Annotated in this window: 15 protein-coding genes; 4 read left to right on the top strand and 11 right to left on the bottom strand. The window is 34.0% G+C overall.

The window, feature by feature from the left end; translation table 11 throughout:
• Window positions 1-91: 91 nt before the first annotated feature.
• The 3 genes from B0A65_RS01005 to uvrC all read right to left on the bottom strand — a co-directional run bounded on the left by B0A65_RS01005 (window position 92) and on the right by uvrC (window position 5,876).
• Window positions 92-1,249 carry a homogentisate 1,2-dioxygenase gene (locus B0A65_RS01005; protein ID WP_074660711.1) on the bottom strand — a complete coding sequence of 386 codons (1,158 nt, stop codon included), beginning with the start codon at window positions 1,247-1,249 and terminating at the stop codon, window positions 92-94.
• Between the two features lie 529 nt (window positions 1,250-1,778).
• A complete protein-coding gene (locus tag B0A65_RS01000; protein WP_083370468.1) occupies window positions 1,779-4,073 on the bottom strand; it encodes a patatin-like phospholipase family protein in 2,295 nt (764 codons plus the stop codon).
• A gap of 9 nt (window positions 4,074-4,082) precedes the next feature.
• The gene (uvrC, locus tag B0A65_RS00995) at window positions 4,083-5,876 is read right to left on the bottom strand and encodes an excinuclease ABC subunit UvrC (RefSeq protein WP_074660713.1); all 1,794 of its coding nucleotides are present in this window, start codon (window positions 5,874-5,876) and stop codon (window positions 4,083-4,085) included.
• A gap of 136 nt (window positions 5,877-6,012) precedes the next feature.
• On the opposite strand from uvrC, the gene B0A65_RS00990 reads away from it, so the two are divergent.
• Together B0A65_RS00990 and B0A65_RS00985 are read left to right on the top strand one after the other, a co-directional pair.
• Window positions 6,013-6,990: a succinylglutamate desuccinylase/aspartoacylase family protein gene (locus B0A65_RS00990; protein WP_074660715.1), complete on the top strand. Its 978-nt coding sequence runs from the start codon at window positions 6,013-6,015 to the stop codon at window positions 6,988-6,990.
• Window positions 6,977-7,546: a 5-formyltetrahydrofolate cyclo-ligase gene (locus B0A65_RS00985; RefSeq protein WP_074660716.1), complete on the top strand. Its 570-nt coding sequence runs from the start codon at window positions 6,977-6,979 to the stop codon at window positions 7,544-7,546. The genes B0A65_RS00990 and B0A65_RS00985 overlap by 14 nt, the downstream gene beginning before the upstream one ends.
• Before the next feature lie 215 nt (window positions 7,547-7,761).
• Here B0A65_RS00985 and B0A65_RS00980 read toward each other — a convergent pair whose 3' ends face one another.
• The 8 genes from B0A65_RS00980 to B0A65_RS00945 form a co-directional block, all read right to left on the bottom strand.
• Window positions 7,762-8,508, bottom strand: a complete 747-nt coding sequence (locus B0A65_RS00980; RefSeq protein WP_074660718.1) for a tetratricopeptide repeat protein — start codon at window positions 8,506-8,508, stop codon at window positions 7,762-7,764.
• 126 nt (window positions 8,509-8,634) lie between these two features.
• A complete protein-coding gene (locus tag B0A65_RS00975; RefSeq protein WP_074660719.1) occupies window positions 8,635-10,389 on the bottom strand; it encodes a BatD family protein in 1,755 nt (584 codons plus the stop codon).
• A gap of 107 nt (window positions 10,390-10,496) precedes the next feature.
• A complete protein-coding gene (locus B0A65_RS00970) occupies window positions 10,497-11,273 on the bottom strand; it encodes a tetratricopeptide repeat protein (RefSeq protein ID WP_074660721.1) in 777 nt (258 codons plus the stop codon).
• Between the two features lie 80 nt (window positions 11,274-11,353).
• The gene (locus tag B0A65_RS00965; RefSeq protein ID WP_074660722.1) at window positions 11,354-12,388 is read right to left on the bottom strand and encodes a VWA domain-containing protein; all 1,035 of its coding nucleotides are present in this window, start codon (window positions 12,386-12,388) and stop codon (window positions 11,354-11,356) included.
• Between the two features lie 80 nt (window positions 12,389-12,468).
• Complete coding sequence (locus B0A65_RS00960) at window positions 12,469-13,470, bottom strand: vWA domain-containing protein (RefSeq protein WP_074660724.1); 1,002 nt, start codon at window positions 13,468-13,470, stop codon at window positions 12,469-12,471.
• Window positions 13,470-15,101: a phenylalanine--tRNA ligase subunit alpha gene (locus B0A65_RS00955; RefSeq protein ID WP_074660726.1), complete on the bottom strand. Its 1,632-nt coding sequence runs from the start codon at window positions 15,099-15,101 to the stop codon at window positions 13,470-13,472. Before B0A65_RS00955 ends, B0A65_RS00960 begins: the two co-directional genes overlap by 1 nt.
• Window positions 15,102-15,190: 89 nt before the next feature.
• A complete protein-coding gene (locus tag B0A65_RS00950; RefSeq protein ID WP_072969800.1) occupies window positions 15,191-16,054 on the bottom strand; it encodes a DUF58 domain-containing protein in 864 nt (287 codons plus the stop codon).
• A gap of 78 nt (window positions 16,055-16,132) precedes the next feature.
• Complete coding sequence (locus B0A65_RS00945) at window positions 16,133-17,137, bottom strand: AAA family ATPase (protein WP_007807095.1); 1,005 nt, start codon at window positions 17,135-17,137, stop codon at window positions 16,133-16,135.
• 225 nt (window positions 17,138-17,362) lie between these two features.
• Here B0A65_RS00945 and B0A65_RS00940 point away from each other — a divergent pair, with 225 nt between their 5' ends.
• Window positions 17,363-18,238, top strand: coding sequence for an aldo/keto reductase (locus B0A65_RS00940; protein ID WP_074660728.1), 876 nt, complete (start codon window positions 17,363-17,365; stop codon window positions 18,236-18,238).
• Between the two features lie 287 nt (window positions 18,239-18,525).
• Complete coding sequence (locus tag B0A65_RS00935) at window positions 18,526-19,281, top strand: SDR family NAD(P)-dependent oxidoreductase (protein ID WP_074660729.1); 756 nt, start codon at window positions 18,526-18,528, stop codon at window positions 19,279-19,281.
• The last annotated feature ends 91 nt before the right edge of the window (window positions 19,282-19,372 follow it).

Below are 19,372 nucleotides of genomic sequence, written 5' to 3'. Positions count from 1 at the left end.
ATCTAATTATCAAATTGGCACATTTTCTAATTCTATAAAGTTTCAAAAGCATTATCTAATTATCTAATTGACACATTGCCACATTAAAAAATTACTCAGTCCACGACTTGTAATACTGTCCATCATCCAATCCCATAGCTTCTTCAGTAACCATTAAAGGTCTGAAAGTATCAACCATAACGGCTAATTCCTGAGTTTCTTTATGGCCAATACTGCGTTCCATCGCGCCTGGCGCTGGACCATGCGGAATTCCTTTTGGGTGTAAAGTGATATGACCCTGCTCGATATTATTACGACTCATAAAATCGCCATCAACATAATATAATACTTCGTCAGAATCTATATTACTATGATTGTATGGCGCGGGAATTGCTTTTGGATGATAATCGTAAAGTCTCGGGCAGAAGGAACAAACGACAAAAGTAGCCGTTTCGAAAGTTTGATGTACCGGAGGCGGTTGATGCACACGTCCCGTTATTGGTTCAAAATTATGAATCGAGAATCCGTATGGAAAATTATATCCGTCCCAACCCACAACATCAAAAGGATGTGTGGCGTAAACCACTTCGTGAATCATACCTTCTTTTTTGATTTTAATTAAAAAATCGCCTTTTTCGTCATGCGTTTCCAATTCGTTAGGCAAAATAAAATCGCGTTCGCAAAATGGCGAATGTTCTAAATGTTGTCCTGATTGGTTTTTATAACGTTTTGGTGTGTAAAAGGGAGAATAAGATTCAACGTAAAATAGGCGGTTTTCTTCCGTCTCAAATTCTATTTGGTAAATAATGCCTCTCGGAATAATTAAGTAATCACCATATTCAAAAGGAATATTTCCTAACATGGTTCTTAGTTTTCCTTTTCCTTTATGGATGAAAAGCATTTCATCGGCATCGGCATTTTTGTAGAAATATTTGGTCAGTGATTCTTTTGGCGCTGCCAAACCAATAATACAGTCTTTATTGACTAACATGGCTTTGCGGCTATCTAAAAAGTCATTTTCCGGTTTTAGTTCAAAACCTTTAAAAAGTAATGATTTTATGTTTTTTCCGATTGCAATTTTGGGTTCAACCGAATAAGAGTTTAAAATTTCTTTGACCTGTGTTGGTCTGTGCACATGATAAGACAATGACGAATGTCCGTGAAAACCTTCGGTGCCAAACAATTGTTCGTAGTAAAAACCTCCGTTTGGTTTTTCGAATTGGGTGTGTCTTTTTTGAGGGAAATCTCCAAGTTTATGATATAATGGCATGGCTTTTCAATTAGATAATTTATAAATTAGATAATTCGAAAAAGGTGAATTGTGTGAACAGATAACCAGCTCAACTTTTGTGCTGACTAATTACCTCAATTCTATAGCTTCACTCAGGATTTCTCTTGATGAGGAATTGAAGATATTCTAATAAACCTGTCCATTTTGTTTTCATTATAACAAATGTCGTAATTTTTATTGATTTAAATTGTAAATCATATCATTTAAGAACGCAAATTAATCTAAAATTTTTGACATTACAACGATATAGTTGTAGAATAATTCAATTTTTTCTCAAGTATAGCAAAAAAAAGGAACAGTTTGGAAAAGTTGTGACCAGTCAAAAAGATTTGATAACCTGAGCAGAAAAAAATTAACCGTAAAGTGCGCAATTTTTTACTATTAGACTTTTATAAAAACAGAAAGTTCGCAAAGCTTTATTGATTCAGCTTTGCGAACTTTATATTTTCTGAAGATTACTATCAGATAAAAATCATTGCGAACTTTGCGGTTAAAATCAAAGTAAGGATTAAAACATAAATCCAATACTAAACCAGGTAAAGCTTTTGGACAATTCAGGTGACCATGATTGTTTAATTTCAATTGGACCAATGATAGTTTCTAAACCATAACCTACTGCATAGCCGGAATATTTAGGCATAGACACCCAGTCAACAGTAGAGAATATGTCATCGCCCAGATTAGCATAATTCGCAGAAAAGTTGACATGATTTTTTTTGAAAATTTCATAATCAAATGTAATTCCTGCTTTGATAAAACTATTTCCGGAAATACTTAAGAAATCGTAACCGTAGAAATAGTTGAAATTATTTATTTTATTATAACCATAACCACCCAATATGTAATCGAAAAATGGAACACTGTCATTTCCAAAAGTCAATCCGGCATCTGCTTCAAATTTGAAAGTTGCCCTTCTGAATAAAGTATTGGCTACCGCAATTTCGGCTTTGGCCATAGAATAAGGTTTGAACGTGTTGGTATAATCTGAAGATCCTAAATAAGTTTGTACATCTGTAGAAAAAAACAATCCGGAATGCGGAAAGCTTTTATTGTCAAATGAATCGTATTTTAAATATCCAAAAACACTAAAATAACTGCTTTTGTCAATGATATTATCTGTGTTGGATAAAGTTGGCGAATTGATTTTTAAATACTTGTATTCTAATCCTCCTCCCATTAAAAATTTCTGCACAAAAATGGTCTGAAAATAAGCCTGATTACTAACATCCATAAAATCAACATTAATTAAATTGACATCTGGACTTGGTGAGGTTAAGTTTCCAATACTACTGGTTACGTTTCGGTTAAACTGATTTAGTCGCGAACGAAATCCAAAACTGATATTAAAGCCATTCTCGACATAATAGTTTAAATCATATCTGAAATTATCTCCTAAAATAATATCTAAAGAAGTAACATCATTTTTTAGAAAAGTCTTTTTATGCGTAAGATTCAATAAAATGGCGCTTTTATAAAGTCCGTCATAATGCAATCCTAATTTTAAATAGGTTTGGGTAGGATTCTCTTTTAGAACAAGATCCAAATCATCCTGTTTACCATCAGGTTGTAAGCAATAGGATATAGTACTAAAGTTTTGAGTAGCATTTAAATTATTGATCCCGGTTTTTAAATCACCATAAGTTATCGTACTTCCCGGCTTAAAACGAAGTTTACCATTGATGTATTCTTTAGTATAATTGTCTAATTGGTCGCTGTTTATTTTATTTATATGAACAGTATCCGTGCTGACTTTTAATTTTGGTTTTTTATAAAAATTATCTTCATTAACCAGTGATTTTATTTTTTCGTAGACGGCAAATGTAGCCTCTTCACCCTTTCTGATAATTTCCTCACCCCTATCAAATGAAATTACACCAAAATCACGAATATCAGGTTTTACATAAATATCAGTATCTTTTATTTTGCTTTTCATTTTATCAATCGACTGTAGATTGGTAATCTGAACTAAAATTCGGGTAGCGTTTTTAAGATTTTTTCGTTTCATTAAATCATCCTGAACATCAACACCAATAATTATATCGGCACCAAGATTTCGAACTTCATTGATGGGGTAATTGTTTACGACACCTCCATCAACTAATAAATTTCCATCAATTTCTACGGGAGTAAACAAGGATGGAAATGCAGAACTTGCCATCATAGCCTGAACCAGATTTCCTTTGTTTAGCAAAACCTCTTCACCAGTTTCGATATTGGTTGCAATACATAAAAATGGAGTGGGTAGTTTGTTGAAGTCGCGTACATGTCGCACATTTCTGGTTAGACTGCTTAATAAATTGTAATTATACATTCCTTTTGAAAGTGCTTCCGGAATACCAACTCTGAAATTACTAAAAGGTAAAACTATGGCATATAATTCATCATTTTTTTTGCCGTAGAAATTTTTAGAAGATCTTGGAATATAATCGTTTATTAATTCGTCGAAATTAGTTTGTTTGAAGATGGAGTCGATCTGGGCAGCATTGTATCCTGAAGCGTAAAGTCCGCCAATTACAGCTCCCATACTAGTTCCTCCAATATAATCAATTTTTATTCCGGCTTCTTCCAACACTTTTAAAACACCAATATGTGCAAAACCTTTGGCACCACCACCACTTAAGACCAAACCAATTTTAGGCCTTTTTACACTGTCTTTTTTTTGTTCCTGCGAAAATGAGTTTTGAGAATTGAAAAATAGTATCGTCAGAAAAATAAGTATGCTCCAAAAGCTTCCGCCAGTATTAGGGAAGGAAAAAAATCCCTTTGAACGGGTATTTGAAATGGAAATTTGAATTTGGCGCATAAAAAGATACTAGTTGGTTTTGTAAAAGTCGACAATTTTTTTTGCTTTTGATACTCCTATAACATCAGATATTTCTTTTTCTGAAGCTAATTTTAATCTTTTAACACTTTTAAAATGTTGTATTAAAGTCAGCATGGTTTTTTCTCCAATTCCGGGAATGCTTTCTACTGAGGAATTTAATGCAGCTTTGCTTCGTTTGTCACGATGAAAAGTGATTCCGAAACGGTGTGCTTCGTTACGTAATTGTTGGATCACTTTCAAAGTTTCTGATTTTTTATCCAGATACAATGGAATAGAATCTCCGGGATAAAAAAGTTCCTCCAGACGTTTTGCGATTCCGATAATCGCAATTTTTCCACGTAAACCTAAATCATCTATACTTTTTAAAGCTGCTGATAATTGTCCTTTTCCACCATCAATAATAATTAGTTGTGGCAAAGGTTCTTTTTCATCCAATAATCTTTTGTAACGACGATAGACAATTTCAGTCATCGAAGCAAAATCGTCCGGGCCTTCAACTGTTTTTACATTAAAATGACGATAATCTTTTTTACTCGCTTTTCCATCTTTAAAAACTACACAGGCGGCAACTGGATTTGTTCCCTGAATATTTGAGTTATCAAAACATTCTATATGTCGCGGTTCAACAGGCAAACGTAAATCTTTTTGCATTTGCGCCATGATTCGGTTAACGTGTCGATCCGGATCTACAATTTGCAATTGTTTTAGTTGTTCAATTCGGTAGAATTTAGCATTTCTGATCGATAAATCTAAAATCTGTTTTTTATCTCCAAGTTGGGGAACAGTTGTTTTAATTTTTTCCCCTAAATCAACTTCAAACGGAACAATAACTTCTTTTGATAATAAATGAAAACGTTCACGAAGTTCGATGATGGCTAATTCTAATAATTCTTCGTCGCTTTCGTCCAGCTTTTTCTTGATTTCTAAGGTATGCGAACGAATAATCGAACCGTGCGAAATTTGAAGAAAGTTAACATAAGCTGCACTTTCATCAGATACAATCGAGAAGACATCAACATTGGTAATTTTCGGATTAACAATCGTCGATCTTGATTGATAATTCTCCAGTACTTCTATTTTTTCTTTAATTTTTTGAGCTTCTTCAAAACGTAAATCCTGCGCATATTGATTCATTAAACGCTTGAAGTCCTTCATGCTTTCTTTGAAATTTCCTTTCAAAATTTCGCGAATAGCATCTACTTGTCGCTGATAATCTTCTAAAGATTCAATCCCTTCACAAGGTCCTTTGCAATTGCCAATATGGTATTCCAAACAAACTTTAAATTTACCCGAGTTGATGTTTGATGCACTCAAATCATAATTGCAGGTGCGTAAAGGGTATAATTCTTTGATTAACTCTAAAATTGTGTGGACGGTTTTGAAATTAGTATAGGGCCCAAAATATTCAGAGCCGTCTTTAACCATTCTTCGGGTAGAAAATATTCTCGAGAAAGGTTCTTTTTTGATGCAAAGCCAAGGGTAACTTTTATCATCGCGAAGCAATACGTTATAACGCGGTTGCAAGGTTTTGATTAGATTATTTTCTAATAAAAGGGCATCGGTTTCTGTCGGAACTACAATATGTTTTATGGTTACGATTTTTCGAACCAATACATTCGTTTTTGCCGTATCGTGAATTTTATTGAAGTAGGAGGAAACCCTTTTTTTTAAATTTTTAGCTTTTCCTACGTACAATATTTTTTCGTCTTTATCATAATATTGATACACACCGGGATTGTCCGGCAAGGTTTGAATTTGAAGTTCTAAAGACGGTTTTTGCATTCTGTTTTGTTTCTGAAGATGGTCGAAAAGCGATCTGGAAAACCATTTTGTTTTTCAGGTAAAGCTTAACATGGATTTAGAGTCAAATTTACGAAATCAAAAGAATAATTTCTATATTTAGATTTTATAATTCTATATGAAAAATAACAAACCCATGATTATTTTTGGCGAACCGGTTTTGCCAGGAGAAAGTAGAACGATAAACGTTGAGATTGCCCGATTGCACACGACTACAAAGCTTAATATTCCGGTAATTGTGCGTCGTTCTAAAATAGATGGTCCGGTGGTTTTATTCTCAGCCGGAATTCACGGCGACGAAATAAACGGAGTCGAAATTGTGCGTCAGCTCATTAGTAAAAAAATAAATCGGCCAACACGAGGAACCATCATTTGTATTCCAATCATCAACATGTATGGTTTTGTAAATAAATCAAGAGAATTTCCTGACGGCCGTGATTTAAATCGCGTTTTTCCCGGAAGTAAAAAAGGTTCTCTGGCGAGTCGTTTTGCATTTCATATTGTGGCTGAAATTTTGCCTGTTATCGATTATGCAGTCGATTTTCATGCCGGAGGAGCCAGCAGGTTTAATGCACCCCAAATTAGGATAACTGAAAATAATCCGGAATTAAAACTTTTGGCAGATGTTTTTAACGCGCCATTTACTTTATATTCAAAAAATATTACAGGCTCTTTTAGGAATACATGTGAAAAAGCAAATGTAAAAATGTTACTTTTTGAAGGAGGAAAATCATTGGATATTAATAATGCTATTGCGAATGAAGGTGTACTGGGAGTGAAGCGTTTGCTGAATTACCTGAACATGCTCGATCCAAAACAAGTTGTTGAAAAGGCTCTTTTTCCTTCAATTTATATCAAATATTCAGTTTGGTTACGGGCGAAATGTTCCGGATTATTGCACGATTATAATTTGATTGGGAAATTTGTAACAAAGGGAACTATCCTGGCGATTATAACTGATCCGTTTGGTAAATTCGAGCAAAAAGTAAAAGCACCACATGATGGTTACATCATCAACGCCAATCATTCGCCTATTGTTTATGAAGGCGATGCGATTTATCATATTTCTAAAACCCTTCCTGATGGAGACGAATAAAAAAGAATTACGCTTACACCATAAAAAACTTCGGGCAGGACTTTCAATAGATGATATCGAAGAAAAAAGTCTGGCTATTGCCAATGAAGTATTACAATTGCCTATTTGGAATAAAAGCTATTACCATGTTTTTCTTCCTATAGAAGAACAGAAAGAAGTTAATACCGAATATATTTTGCATCTCCTTTCAGGAAAAGACAAAGAAATTGTGGTTTCGAAAAGTGATTTTGAAACAAGAAAAATGGCTCATTTTTTATTGACGGATAATACCAAAATAAAGAAAAACGAATACAATATTCCGGAACCGGTGAATGGTTTACCAGTTCCATCTGAAACTATCGAAGTAGTTTTTGTACCGCTTTTGGCTTTTGATGTTTTTGGAAACCGTATTGGCTACGGAAAAGGTTTTTATGATAAGTTCTTAGCAGAATGTAAACCAGAAACCATCAAAATTGGTCTTTCGTTTTTTGAAGCCGTAAATCAAATAGACGATGTTTTTGAATCTGATGTGAAGTTAGATTACTGTGTGACGCCTGGTCTTGTATATAAATTTTGACCGAAAAGTTCGCAAGGAAAATTGATTTGGATTGTGTTGATTTTAAGTTCGCAAAGTTATCACTTAGGTAATTATTTGAATTGAATGATATAAATAAATTTATCTTTCCAGTCTTGAAAGTTAAAATATACTTATGTCAGTTGTGAAAATGAAAAATCCCAAACATCAATTTTACAATTGGAATTTGGGATTTTTATATTTTAATTTAAGAAATTTTATTTTACTTCTTTAATTGTTGAAGCATCAATCCAGCCTTCAGTTCCATCTGTTAATTCTATTTTTTTCCAATTTTGAAGTGTTTCTGTTACATACACTTTTGCACCTTCATGCAGTAAGAAAATCGCTGATCCTGCTTTTTGCGGTTCGCTTCTGACTTCGCTTACTTCTGAAAAAACAATTGCCGGGCGATCGTTGTCATAATGGTCTTTCTCTGACATTGCAGCTGCAACACTTAAAAGTACACCAACCAACAATACAAACATTCCAATGAAATATAATCTTTTTGAAAGCGTAAGCTGTGAAAAGTAATATCCAATAAAACTCAATAAGAAAAGAAAAGCAATCCCGACAGCAATTTTAGCCCAGGTATTATAATCGAAAATTCCTGTAAAGTTTTGAATTAGTTTTGCAAAACCAACTTTTGGTACTTCTTTAATTTCGTCAATAGTTAGTTTTTTGGCGAATTTTAAGTTGTTTAATGTCTGTTCATCATGTGGTTTTAAAACCAAAGCCTTTTCATAATTATAAATGGAAGGAGCGACTTTATTTAGTTTGTAATAACAGTTAGCCAAATTAAAATACAACTCAGCCGAATGTTCTTTATTTTCTTTAAGAACATTTTCATACTCCTGCGCGGCCTGTTCAAACTTGTTATCCTGATACAAAAGATTCCCTTTTTCAAAGCTGCTCTGAGCAAAGAAAACCTGAGTAATTAATAAAAAGAGATATACTATATTTTTCATTTTATTTTATTTAAACCTGACCAATATTTAAAACTAGTAAGGTTTGTTTTTTAAACTTTGCGAACTTAATTCAACACAATGCAAATAACTTTCTTAGCGCACTTTGCGATAAAATAGCCCTACCGGTTAAACAATCTGTTTTTCTAATTCAGAGATAATCAAAACAGCTTTATCAAAATCCTGCTGAATCGAAGCACTTGATGCCGGAGCATAACGTGCATACTCACAGTTTTCTGTCAAATTAATGAAATTTTGAACAGTTTCCGGATTCGCATTTCTGGACAATAATAATTCACGAATATTGTCTTTGCTCATTTCTGAAGTTTCAATATGCAGTTTAGCTTTCAGGAAATTGTGCATCGCTTTCTCCAACGCAATATAAAATGGCTCTTTGTTGTTAAGCTGTTTTTTAGCTTCAGATAGATATTTCTTGGCCAACTTATTGTTCATTTTAACTCGGTTTCCGAAAACATCACTGTCAATTGCTTCTTTTTTCTTCTTAGCCAAAACTATAATTGGTAAGATTAAGAAAGGTGCCAACAACAATCCATAATATAAATTCGAACCATAGAAGTCATTTTTAGTCATTGAAACTAAAGTAGTTTTTGGTTTGATGTATTTGAATTGCTCTGTTTTCGTAATAACGTTTTTAGCCGCATTTGCCGTTGCGTTTGCTTCTGCCTGCATTGGTCCGTCTAAAACATCAACTGTAATTTCCTGAGAAGTTATAGTTTTGTATGATCCGGAACTCAAATCAAAATAAGAAAACTGCATTGGTTTTATAACATATTTTCCTTTGTATTGCGGAATAATAGTATACTTGTCCGAAATTTTTCCTGACATTCCAGACAATGCAGTGGTTACTTTTTCGTCATGGACAGGATCGTACATTTCTAATGCATTTGGTACAACCGGTTTTGGAAGTGTAAACAACTTCATGTTTCCGCTTCCTGCAGCACTTACGACCAAATCAAGACTTTCTCCATTTTTTAAAGTAGTTTTTGAAGGCGTAACCGTAAAATTGAATTTACCAACAGCTCCTGTGAAACCTTCTGGTTTACTAGTTTCGGGAAGTGGTCTTACATTAATGGTTTTAGCTCCCGCCGAAACAACTTTATTGTCCTCAGACAGAATCATTTGGCCAAACATGTCGCGGCGATTTGTGGGTAGTTGTACCCCAATATCGAGTGAAAGAGGTTCAATTGTGAGTTTTCCTGATTTTTGCGGATATAAAATGGTTTTTTTCAATACCACAAAATAGCATTTTTGTCCTCTATAACTTCCTTCTTCAATAGCTAACTGTTTGATTTCTATATTTTGATTCCAGAAATCATTGTATTTTGGTTTTCCAAGTTCTTTAAAACCGGTAACATTAATATTGTTGAAGTATAATTTATAAACCACTGTAATCGGTTCATTCAGATACGGATTTGTTTTTGAAATTTCAGCAACCAAATTCAAAGTTTCACTTCCTGCACCGCCTTGCTGTCTAGGGTCATTTGGATCTCTTTCTTCGGCAACAGCATTTGTTACAACAATCTTTTGAGGAGTTGTTTTGTATTTCTGGCCATTAAACTCGATTGCAGCCTGTTTAATGGTTAAAGTTCCTTTTTGCGCTGGTTGTAATATATAAGAATATATTTTTTGAAAAGAGCTTCTTCCGTTAACCCAGGATTGACTTATTTGCTGACTTGGTCCTGCTACAATTCTAAATCCGTCAAATGAAGGCTGTTCGAAGTTATCTCCGTCAACATTCATGATAAAGTCAATACGAAGTCTCTCGTTTATACCAAGCGAGTTCTTGCTTACTCTGGCTTCAAATTGAACTTGAGCCATAAGCCCTTGAAAAGTGAATAGTAATAGAATTAAATATCTTTTCATTAATTGTTTAATCGTTTTTTAGTTTAACTGTTTAATCGTTTGTTTATTGTTAAATTGTTGTTTTCAAGTTGAAGAAACAAATTAACGATTAAACGATTAACCAAATTTTACCAGTCTTTTTCTGTTTTCTTAGGACTTCCTTTTACTTTTTGAGCATTTACTTTGTCCTGAATTTTCTTTTCTTCGTTGTTAACGGCGTCTAATAAATTCTGAACACGTTCTTTTGAGATGCCGCCAGGTTGTGGTTTTGGTTCTCCTTTGTTGTCTGATTTATCATCTTTCTTCGGATCATTTTTACCATCTTTTTTATCCTTGTCTTTATCGCCTTTATCGTCTTTTTTATCCTTGTCTTTGTCTTTGTCCTTGTTTTTATCTTTGTCCTTGTCCTTATCTTTATTTTTGTCCTTGTCTTTATCTTTGTCCTTATTCTTATCCTTGTTTTTGTCGTTTTTCGGAGGATTTTCTTTTAATTTTTGTTTGGCCAAAGCATAATTATAACGCGTTTCATCATCTGTAGGGTCGTTACGCAAAGCTTCTTTATACGCTTCAACGGCTTGTGTATAATCTTTCTCTTTCATGAAAACATTTCCTAAATTATGAAATGCTTTATGTTTTTCAGGTCTTGTTTTTGCGTTTTTAATGGCACTTCCATAAGCGAATTTTGCTTCAGAGGCTTGATTCTGTCTGTAAATAGTATTTCCTAAGTTATAAGAAGCTGCTGCTTTCTTTGGGAATTTTGACTTCGAAATTCTATAATTTGCTTCAGCATCAACAAATTTATTCTGCTTATATTCTTCATTGGCATCCGGCAATGTCTTGTCTTTTTCCTGAGCTGAAACAGCTAAAGAAAACGTTAGTAAAATATAAAGAAGTAAATTTTTCATTCTAATTTTTTATGTTTTTGTTTGCCGCGAATTACCCTAATTATTACTAATTAGATTGTTTTTCTCAGTGGCGAACTTTATTATTTCTTTTCGTTAAATAAATTCAATTCTTTTATCCAGTTTGTTTTTCTTTCCAAAAGGAAAATATCGACAAACAACAATAAGAATGCAAAGCCCAAAAACCACTGAAATTGTGATTGAAAATCGGCCATTTGTGTCGCTTCAAATTCTGTTTTCTGAATGTTATTTAATGCATTTTTTATATAATCTAAAACTTCTTTGGTACTTCCGCCATACACATAACCACCTTTTGTAGCTTTTGCAATTGCTTTCAGCCCGTCCTGATTTAGTTTTGTAATAACAACTTCTCCATTTTGATCTCTTTGGAAGCTTTTTACAATCCCGTTTTCTTTTAACGGAATAGTTCCTCCTTTTTCTGTTCCGATACCAATCGTAATGATTTTCATTCCCAATTTGTTAGCTTCTTCCGCTGCTGCAGAAGCACCTTCAGAATGATCTTCTCCATCAGAAATCAAAATCAGTAACTTGCTTGTTTTGCTTTTTTCATCGAAATAGGTTGATGATAATCGGATTGCGTCATCCAATGAAGTTCCCTGAGACGAAACCATATCCGGAGTCATACTTTGCAAAAACATTTTAGCTACACTATAATCGGTTGTAATGGGCAAAACTGGGAAAGCACTTCCTGCATAGGCAACAATTCCAATTCGGTCACTTCCTAAATTATTAATGATTTGCGAAACCAATTGCTTACTTTTCTCTAAACGACTTGGCGCCACATCTTCGGCCAGCATACTTTTTGAAACGTCGACTGCAAAAACAATATCGATACCTTCACGTTTTACCGTTTCCATTTTAGTCCCAATCTTCGGATTCACTAATCCAATAATCAAACATGCAAGTGCTAAAAGCAGTATAGATAATTTTAATACAGGTTTAAAGACAGAACGTTCCGGGCTCAGTCTTTTTACCATTTCCAAATCACCAAATTCGCGTTGTTTTTTTCTTTTCCAATACATATTGAAAAGGAAAATACACACCACAATTGGGAGTAAGAATAAAAGGTATAAATATTTTTTTTCGTCTAATTCCATTTTTTAATTCTAGTTTTCAGTCGCAGTTTTCAGTCGCAGTTTTCAGCTGTAAACTGTAAACTGTGACTGCGACTAAAGTATTAAATAAAGCTTCTGTAAACTGTATTTCTTAAACCAACTTCCAACAATAATAAAAAGGCTGCCAGTAAAACAAAACCTCTGTATTTTTCGTCGTAATCATAGAATTTTAATTCCTGAATTTCTGTGGTTTCTAATTTATTGATCGCGCTGTAAATTTGAGCCAATCTATCGTTGCTTGTTGCTCTAAAATAGGTTCCTTCGGTTTTACGGGCGATACTTTTCATTAATTGTTCGTCGATTTCAACTTTTTGCATTTTGAATAAAAAACCTCCGTTTGGAGCGTATGCATAAGGAGATGGTGCCATTCCGTTGCTTCCAATTCCTATTGTGTACACTTTTATTCCATATTGTTTCGCAATATCAGCTGCCGTTTCAGGTTCGATAAATCCGGCATTATTAACACCGTCAGTCATCAAAATGATTACACGACTTTTCGCCTTACTGTCTTTTAATCTGTTTACGGCTGTTGCCAGTCCCATTCCAATTCCGGTTCCGTCCTGTAAAGCGGTATCGTACTTGATATCTTTTATAGCTTCAAGAATAATTGCTTTATCACTTGTAACAGGCGTTTTGGTATACGCTTCAGAAGCATATAAAACCAATCCGATTCTGTCATTTGGTCTTTCTTCAACAAATTCTCCGGCAACTCTTTTTAAAGCCTCCATACGGTTTGGCTTTAGATCTTTTGCCAGCATACTTCCAGAAACGTCAATTGCCATTACAATATCAATTCCTTTTGTTGTTTTAGTCTGATTGCTGATATCAACTGTTCTTGGTCGAGCCAAAGCTATAATCAATGAACTTAGCGCAATAATCCTGAATATGTATAAACAAGGTTTTAATTTCGTTAATAAGGATTCGCTGTTTTTAAAACCCTGAGTTGAACTCATTTTTAAAGTAGGCGATTGCTGATTGCGTTTCCAGAAAAACCAAGCAATTGCAATTGGAATTAAAAGAAACAACCAAAAAAATTCTGGATTTAAAAAAGTTATCTTTTCCATTAATTGCTCGCTTTTTGAAGTTCAACAGAATTTAAAATTCGGGCTGTAATGTCATTTGCATAAGTATCGCCTTCCTGATGTAAAATCATAATTTGTTGTAATCCCTGATCTTGTTTAAAAAGCAAAATTTCATAATATGCTTTTGTGCTTGTTTTATCAATTGGATTTAGGACTGTCATTGTTCCATATCCTTTAAGTCCTTGAATACCTGCGTTAGTCTGAAAATCTTCTTGTTTCACAATAATATTTTGTCCGCCCTGAGCTTCAATTATTTTTAAAGTACCTTCTAAGGTTTTTGCTAAATCAAGTTCAACAGGATTTTTAAATTTACTGGTTGAAACGGTAACATAGAAATTGTCAATCATACTTCCGTAGGCAAAAAGCTGCATTTCTTTAATCAAAGCCATCGCTTCTTTAGGCAATACTTTTTGCGTATCCATTCGTTTTAAAACCTTAGGAGTTTCAATTAAAACAGCCGGATTTCCGTAGGCACTTTTTACCCATTCGCCTTCTAATAATTCTTTGGATGGATGACCAATGATGTTGTCTTTAACATAAGTGAAACCTTTTGTTACAATGAAGAAAGTAGTTGTGGCAAACAATAAAAACAATACGGTTCCAACTGTGATTGCAATACGTTTGTTACGTTTTTTTCTTAGTTGAATTTTGATTTGCTTTTGTTTCTGCGCTTCATTCAATAATTGATCTTCTTCTTCAGCCGGAACTTCGGTCGGGATTGCATTATCAAGTGTTAAAATTACTTTTTGAATTTTATTTCTGTCATCCGTAATTTCAAAATCCAAAGGTTTTGATTTTGCAAATTTTACTAAATCCGCCTGACGTAAAACGCGTTCTAAGTTCTCAACGGTTTCAGGTGTCAGCGTCATTTTCTTTTTAGTAGAAGCCAAACGTATTGCCTGAATCAATTCAGAAGTAGTGCTTTCCATTGCCGGAATATGAATTGCTTCTTCAATATAATTACGCGCAATATCCGTTAGTTCACTATAATATTCTTTGATTTCACCTTTTTGAACTAATTCTTTAGATTCCAGGTTATTCAATAAGCTTGTTGCTTTTTCGATAGGTGTTTTATAAACTTCTTCTTCGATTTTTTTCTTCTGATATTTTTTTACGTACCAATATACAAAAGCACCGATTGCGAGAATTACAATTACAATGAGAACATAAATCCACCAATCGTTGTTGCTGTCTGCACTGGAAATGTCTTTGATGTCGTACATTTTTTGTTGTAATGTATCGACTTTTACATTGGCTACTTCAACACGAATAGAATCTGATAAATAAGGTTTTTTATCAATTAAAATTTTGATACTCGGAATGGTATATTTTCCTGAATCAAATTGGGTTAAGCCGTATTTTTTGATCAGTTCGTAAGTATCATTTTTCTTAACTGTATCAACTGGGTACGATTGAATTACTTCTAAAGGACCTATGTTTTTTAGTTTAGGAAAAACAACTTTCGATTTTGAGCTTACAACCGTTTTAAGCGTTAACTTAAACTCGGCTCCAATTTTATTTTTTGTAGTATCAATACTTGTTTCAACTTGTTTTTGTTGTGCAAAAACAGCTGAAGTAAGCAAAAAAAGAAATATGTAAAATTTTAATTTCATTTGATTTTTGATTCAGATTTTAGTCTAAAACGAATGCTTATTTTTGAAAATTTATTTTTTTGAAACCTGATAATCGTCGAAATTTCAAATTAACGGGACTTGAAATAACCGAGTAATTTTGTCACGTAATTTTCATCGACTCTCGTATTCACAACACCAGCTCCTGATTTACTGAAAATATCTTTGAAATAATTGACTCTGTCGTGATAATGTTTTTCGTAATTCATTCGCACCGATTTTGAGCCCGTGTCGACCAATTGAATTTTTCCGGTTTCAGCATCCAGCATACTTACCATTCCTAAATTCGGGATTTTTTCTTCGCGGATATCATAGACACGAACACCTGTAATGTCGTGTTTTTTAGAAGCAATTTTTAAGGTCTGTTCGTAATTTTCAGACATGAAATCGGAAATCACAAAAACAATAGCTTTCTTTTTTTGGGTTCCTGATAAAAACTTTAGAGCTTGCGAAATATCCGTTTTGTGGCTTTTTGGTTCAAATTCGATTAATTCACGAATGATTCTCAAAACGTGCGAACGGCCTTTTTTTGGTGGAATATACAATTCGACATTATCAGAAAATAATATTAATCCAATTTTGTCATTGTTTTGCGTAGCCGAAAAAGCCATCGTTGCCGCAATTTCGGTGACGATGTCTTTTTTGAATTGACTTTTTGAACCAAAACCTTCTGAACCCGAAATATCGACCATTAAAACCATGGTCAATTCGCGTTCTTCTTCAAAAACTTTTACGTGGGCTTCGTTGTAGCGTGCGGTTACATTCCAATCGATGTTACGAATATCATCGCCATATTGGTATTGACGCACTTCGCTAAAAGTCATACCGCGTCCTTTAAATGAAGAATGGTACTCTCCCGAAAAGATATGATTACTCAGTCTTTTGGTTTTGATTTCTATTTTCCGTACTTTTTTTAAAAGCTCTTTTGTATCCATTTCTTTAGTTTTCAGTCGCAGTTTTCAGTCGCAGTTACTTGTAATATGTTCACTGTGACTGAAAACTGAAAACTATTTTTAAGGTACTTCAATCTCGTTTACGATTTTGTTGATAATGTCTACAGAAGTAATGTTTTCGGCTTCAGCCTCATACGTTATTCCAACTCTGTGACGTAAAACATCATGTACAACTGCACGAACGTCTTCTGGAATTACATAACCACGACGTTTGATGAAGGCGTAACATTTTGCTGCATTAGCTAAATTGATACTTCCACGTGGTGATGCTCCAAAACTGATAAGAGGTTTTAAGTCTGCAAGTTTGTATTTCTCTGGATAACGAGTAGCAAATATGATATCTAAGATGTATTTTTCGATTTTTTCGTCCATGTACACTTCGCGAACCGCTTCCTGCGCACGCAAAATTTGTTCTACTGAAACTACAGGATTTACTTTTTCGTAACTTCCTTTTAAGTTTTGACGAATTACAAAACGTTCTTCATCAATTTTTGGGTAGTCAATTACGGTTTTCAACATAAAACGATCGACTTGTGCTTCAGGAAGCTGGTATGTTCCTTCTTGCTCTACCGGATTTTGAGTTGCCAATACTAAAAACGGACGATCTAGTTTGAAAGTCGTGTCACCAATAGTAACTTGTTTTTCCTGCATTGCCTCTAAAAGTGCTGACTGAACTTTGGCAGGAGCACGGTTAATCTCATCGGCAAGTACGAAATTGGCAAAAATTGGCCCTTTTTTAATAGAGAATTCGTTTGCTTTGATGTTGTAGATCATTGTCCCGACAACATCGGCAGGTAATAAATCCGGAGTAAACTGGATACGGCTGAAAGAACCCTGTACCGCTTGCGACAAAGTATTTATCGCTAAAGTTTTGGCTAATCCCGGAACACCTTCCAATAAAATATGCCCTTGACCCAAAAGTCCAATTAATAAACGCTCGACCATATGTTTCTGGCCCACAATAACTTTGTTCATTTCCATTGTAAGAAGGTCTATAAAAGCACTTTCTCTTTCAATTTTTTCATTTATCGCTCTAATGTCTAAAGTCGTTGTATTTTCTTCCATATAAATATTTTTAAAAAGCCTTTTTAAACCTTTGATTTTTACGCCTCGTTTTTGAGAGTGCAAATTGAATATTTTTTGAGAAGTAAGATGTTAAAGAATGGTTAAAACTTCGACCAATGCGCTAATTTTAAGGACGAATTGTGAATCTATTTTTATATTTTTAAGAACTTTGATGATTATGCTTTACAAAAGCATATTTATTACCAAAAATAACGCAATAAAACCATGAGCAAAACAACGTTATCGCCTATTATTTCAGGCACTATGAATTGGGGAGTTTGGGATAAAAACCTTACAACTAAAGAAATGGAAAACATGATACAGATCTGTATCGAAAACAAAATTACCACTTTTGACCACGCCGATATTTATGGATCTTATACCACAGAGGCCGATTTTGGAAAAGCTTTCCACGCAAGTAAAATTTCAAGGGAAAAATTACAGTTAATTACCAAATGTGGAATTCAGATGATTGCTGAAAAACGACCGGAAAATAAAATAAAACACTATGAATATTCGAAGGAATATATTATTTGGTCTGTTGAAGAATCGCTTAAAAAACTAAAAACAGATTTTATTGATGTTTTTTTATTGCACAGGCCAAGTCCGTTAATGCAGGCCGATGAAATTGCTGAAGCAGTTGAGAAATTAAAATCGGAAGGGAAAATTATTGATTTTGGACTTTCAAATTTTACGAGTTCACAGACAGAATTAATTCGTTCGAAAACCGAAGTAAGCTTTAATCAGGTGCAATTTTCGGCAACACATTATGAAGCAATGACGGATGGAAGCTTAGATTATATGCAGACACATGAAATTCGACCATTGTCATGGAATCCGCTTGGAACGGTTTTTAGAGAAGATACAAAAAAGACACGCCGTTTGAAAAAATTACTTTCTGAACTGGTTCAGAAATACAGTTTTGGTTCAGATACACTTTTATTGGCCTGGATTTTAAAACATCCTGCAGGTGTGATTCCAATTGCGGGCACAGTAAATATTGCCAGAATTCAGTCATTAGTAAAAGCGGTAGAATTAGAAATGGATAAAGAAGACTGGTTTGCGATCTGGACAGAAAGTATGGGTGACGATGTGCCTTAATTTTTAGTATTCAGTTTACAGTTTTTAGTGTTCTGCTAAAATGGTATTAAAAAAAAATATTTACCACAGATTAAAGGATTCTCACAGATTGAAAAATCATTTTAATCCTTTAATCTGTGGCTTTAAAAAATTAAACATATAAAAACATAGATTTTATTGTTTAAAGAAAGTAAAAATAAACGACCAGTCATTTACACATAGCTATGTGTTTTCATGCAAAGTGAAATGCCTTTTTTTTAAGCTTTTTAAACTATGTCTCTATGTGTTAAAAATAAAACACAACAAGAATGAAAAAAACAGTTTTGATTACTGGAGCGACTAGCGGAATTGGAAAAGCAACTGCGCAAATAATGGCAAAAAAGGATTATAAAGTAATTCTTTGTGGAAGACGTAAGGAACGTTTGGCAGAGCTTGAGAAAGAACTTTCTGAATTTACAGAAGTACATTCACTTTCTTTTGATGTTCGTGATAAAGAGGCAGTTTTCTCAACAATCAATTCATTGCCAGCAGAATTTTCACAAATTGACGTTTTAATTAATAATGCCGGAAATGCACACGGTTTAGATCCAATTCAAAATGGAAATGTTGACGATTGGGATGCCATGATTGATATTAATGTAAAAGGACTTTTGTACGTTTCGAAAGCGATAATTCCCCAGATGATACAAAGAAAAGCGGGACATATTATCAATATTGGTTCCATTGCCGGTAAAGAAGTGTATCCCAACGGAAATGTATATTGCGCTTCAAAACACGCTGTCGATGCCATTAACAACGGAATGCGAATGGATTTAAATCCATACGGGATTAGAGTTGGAGCAATTCATCCGGGAATGGTTGAAACCGAATTTAGTGAAGTTCGTTTTAAAGGCGATGCAGACAGAGCGTCGAATGTCTATAAAGGTTTAGATGCCTTGCAAGCGGAAGATATTGCAGATATAATTCATTTTGTAGTGTCCAGAAAATACCATGTTAATATTGCAGATTTGATCGTGTACCCTACAGCACAGGCTTCGGCAACGATCGTAAAAAAGAATATTTAGATTTTTTTCATGATAATATTTATAAAACAAGTCCCAGAGGGACATCATGTTTATAGATATTTATAATTTATTCGATAGAACCCCCTCGGGG

Source organism: Flavobacterium frigidimaris, from assembly GCF_002217275.1.
In the GTDB taxonomy this organism is placed as follows: domain Bacteria; phylum Bacteroidota; class Bacteroidia; order Flavobacteriales; family Flavobacteriaceae; genus Flavobacterium; species Flavobacterium aquidurense.
The sequence above is the reverse complement of the archived record's forward strand: the minus strand, read 5'-3'. Positions and strand labels throughout refer to the sequence as shown.

Excerpts from the sequence above, each read along its gene's own strand:
- B0A65_RS01005 (WP_074660711.1), bottom strand. The coding sequence starts at position 1,249 with ATGCCATTATATCATAAACTTGGAGATTTCCCTCAAAAAAGACACACC.
- B0A65_RS01000 (WP_083370468.1), bottom strand. The coding sequence starts at position 4,073 with ATGCGCCAAATTCAAATTTCCATTTCAAATACCCGTTCAAAGGGATTT.
- uvrC (WP_074660713.1), bottom strand. The coding sequence starts at position 5,876 with ATGCAAAAACCGTCTTTAGAACTTCAAATTCAAACCTTGCCGGACAAT.
- B0A65_RS00990 (WP_074660715.1), top strand. The coding sequence starts at position 6,013 with ATGAAAAATAACAAACCCATGATTATTTTTGGCGAACCGGTTTTGCCA.
- B0A65_RS00985 (WP_074660716.1), top strand. The coding sequence starts at position 6,977 with ATGGAGACGAATAAAAAAGAATTACGCTTACACCATAAAAAACTTCGG.
- B0A65_RS00980 (WP_074660718.1), bottom strand. The coding sequence starts at position 8,508 with ATGAAAAATATAGTATATCTCTTTTTATTAATTACTCAGGTTTTCTTT.
- B0A65_RS00975 (WP_074660719.1), bottom strand. The coding sequence starts at position 10,389 with ATGAAAAGATATTTAATTCTATTACTATTCACTTTTCAAGGGCTTATG.
- B0A65_RS00970 (WP_074660721.1), bottom strand. The coding sequence starts at position 11,273 with ATGAAAAATTTACTTCTTTATATTTTACTAACGTTTTCTTTAGCTGTT.
- B0A65_RS00965 (WP_074660722.1), bottom strand. The coding sequence starts at position 12,388 with ATGGAATTAGACGAAAAAAAATATTTATACCTTTTATTCTTACTCCCA.
- B0A65_RS00960 (WP_074660724.1), bottom strand. The coding sequence starts at position 13,470 with ATGGAAAAGATAACTTTTTTAAATCCAGAATTTTTTTGGTTGTTTCTT.
- B0A65_RS00955 (WP_074660726.1), bottom strand. The coding sequence starts at position 15,101 with ATGAAATTAAAATTTTACATATTTCTTTTTTTGCTTACTTCAGCTGTT.
- B0A65_RS00950 (WP_072969800.1), bottom strand. The coding sequence starts at position 16,054 with ATGGATACAAAAGAGCTTTTAAAAAAAGTACGGAAAATAGAAATCAAA.
- B0A65_RS00945 (WP_007807095.1), bottom strand. The coding sequence starts at position 17,137 with ATGGAAGAAAATACAACGACTTTAGACATTAGAGCGATAAATGAAAAA.
- B0A65_RS00940 (WP_074660728.1), top strand. The coding sequence starts at position 17,363 with ATGAGCAAAACAACGTTATCGCCTATTATTTCAGGCACTATGAATTGG.
- B0A65_RS00935 (WP_074660729.1), top strand. The coding sequence starts at position 18,526 with ATGAAAAAAACAGTTTTGATTACTGGAGCGACTAGCGGAATTGGAAAA.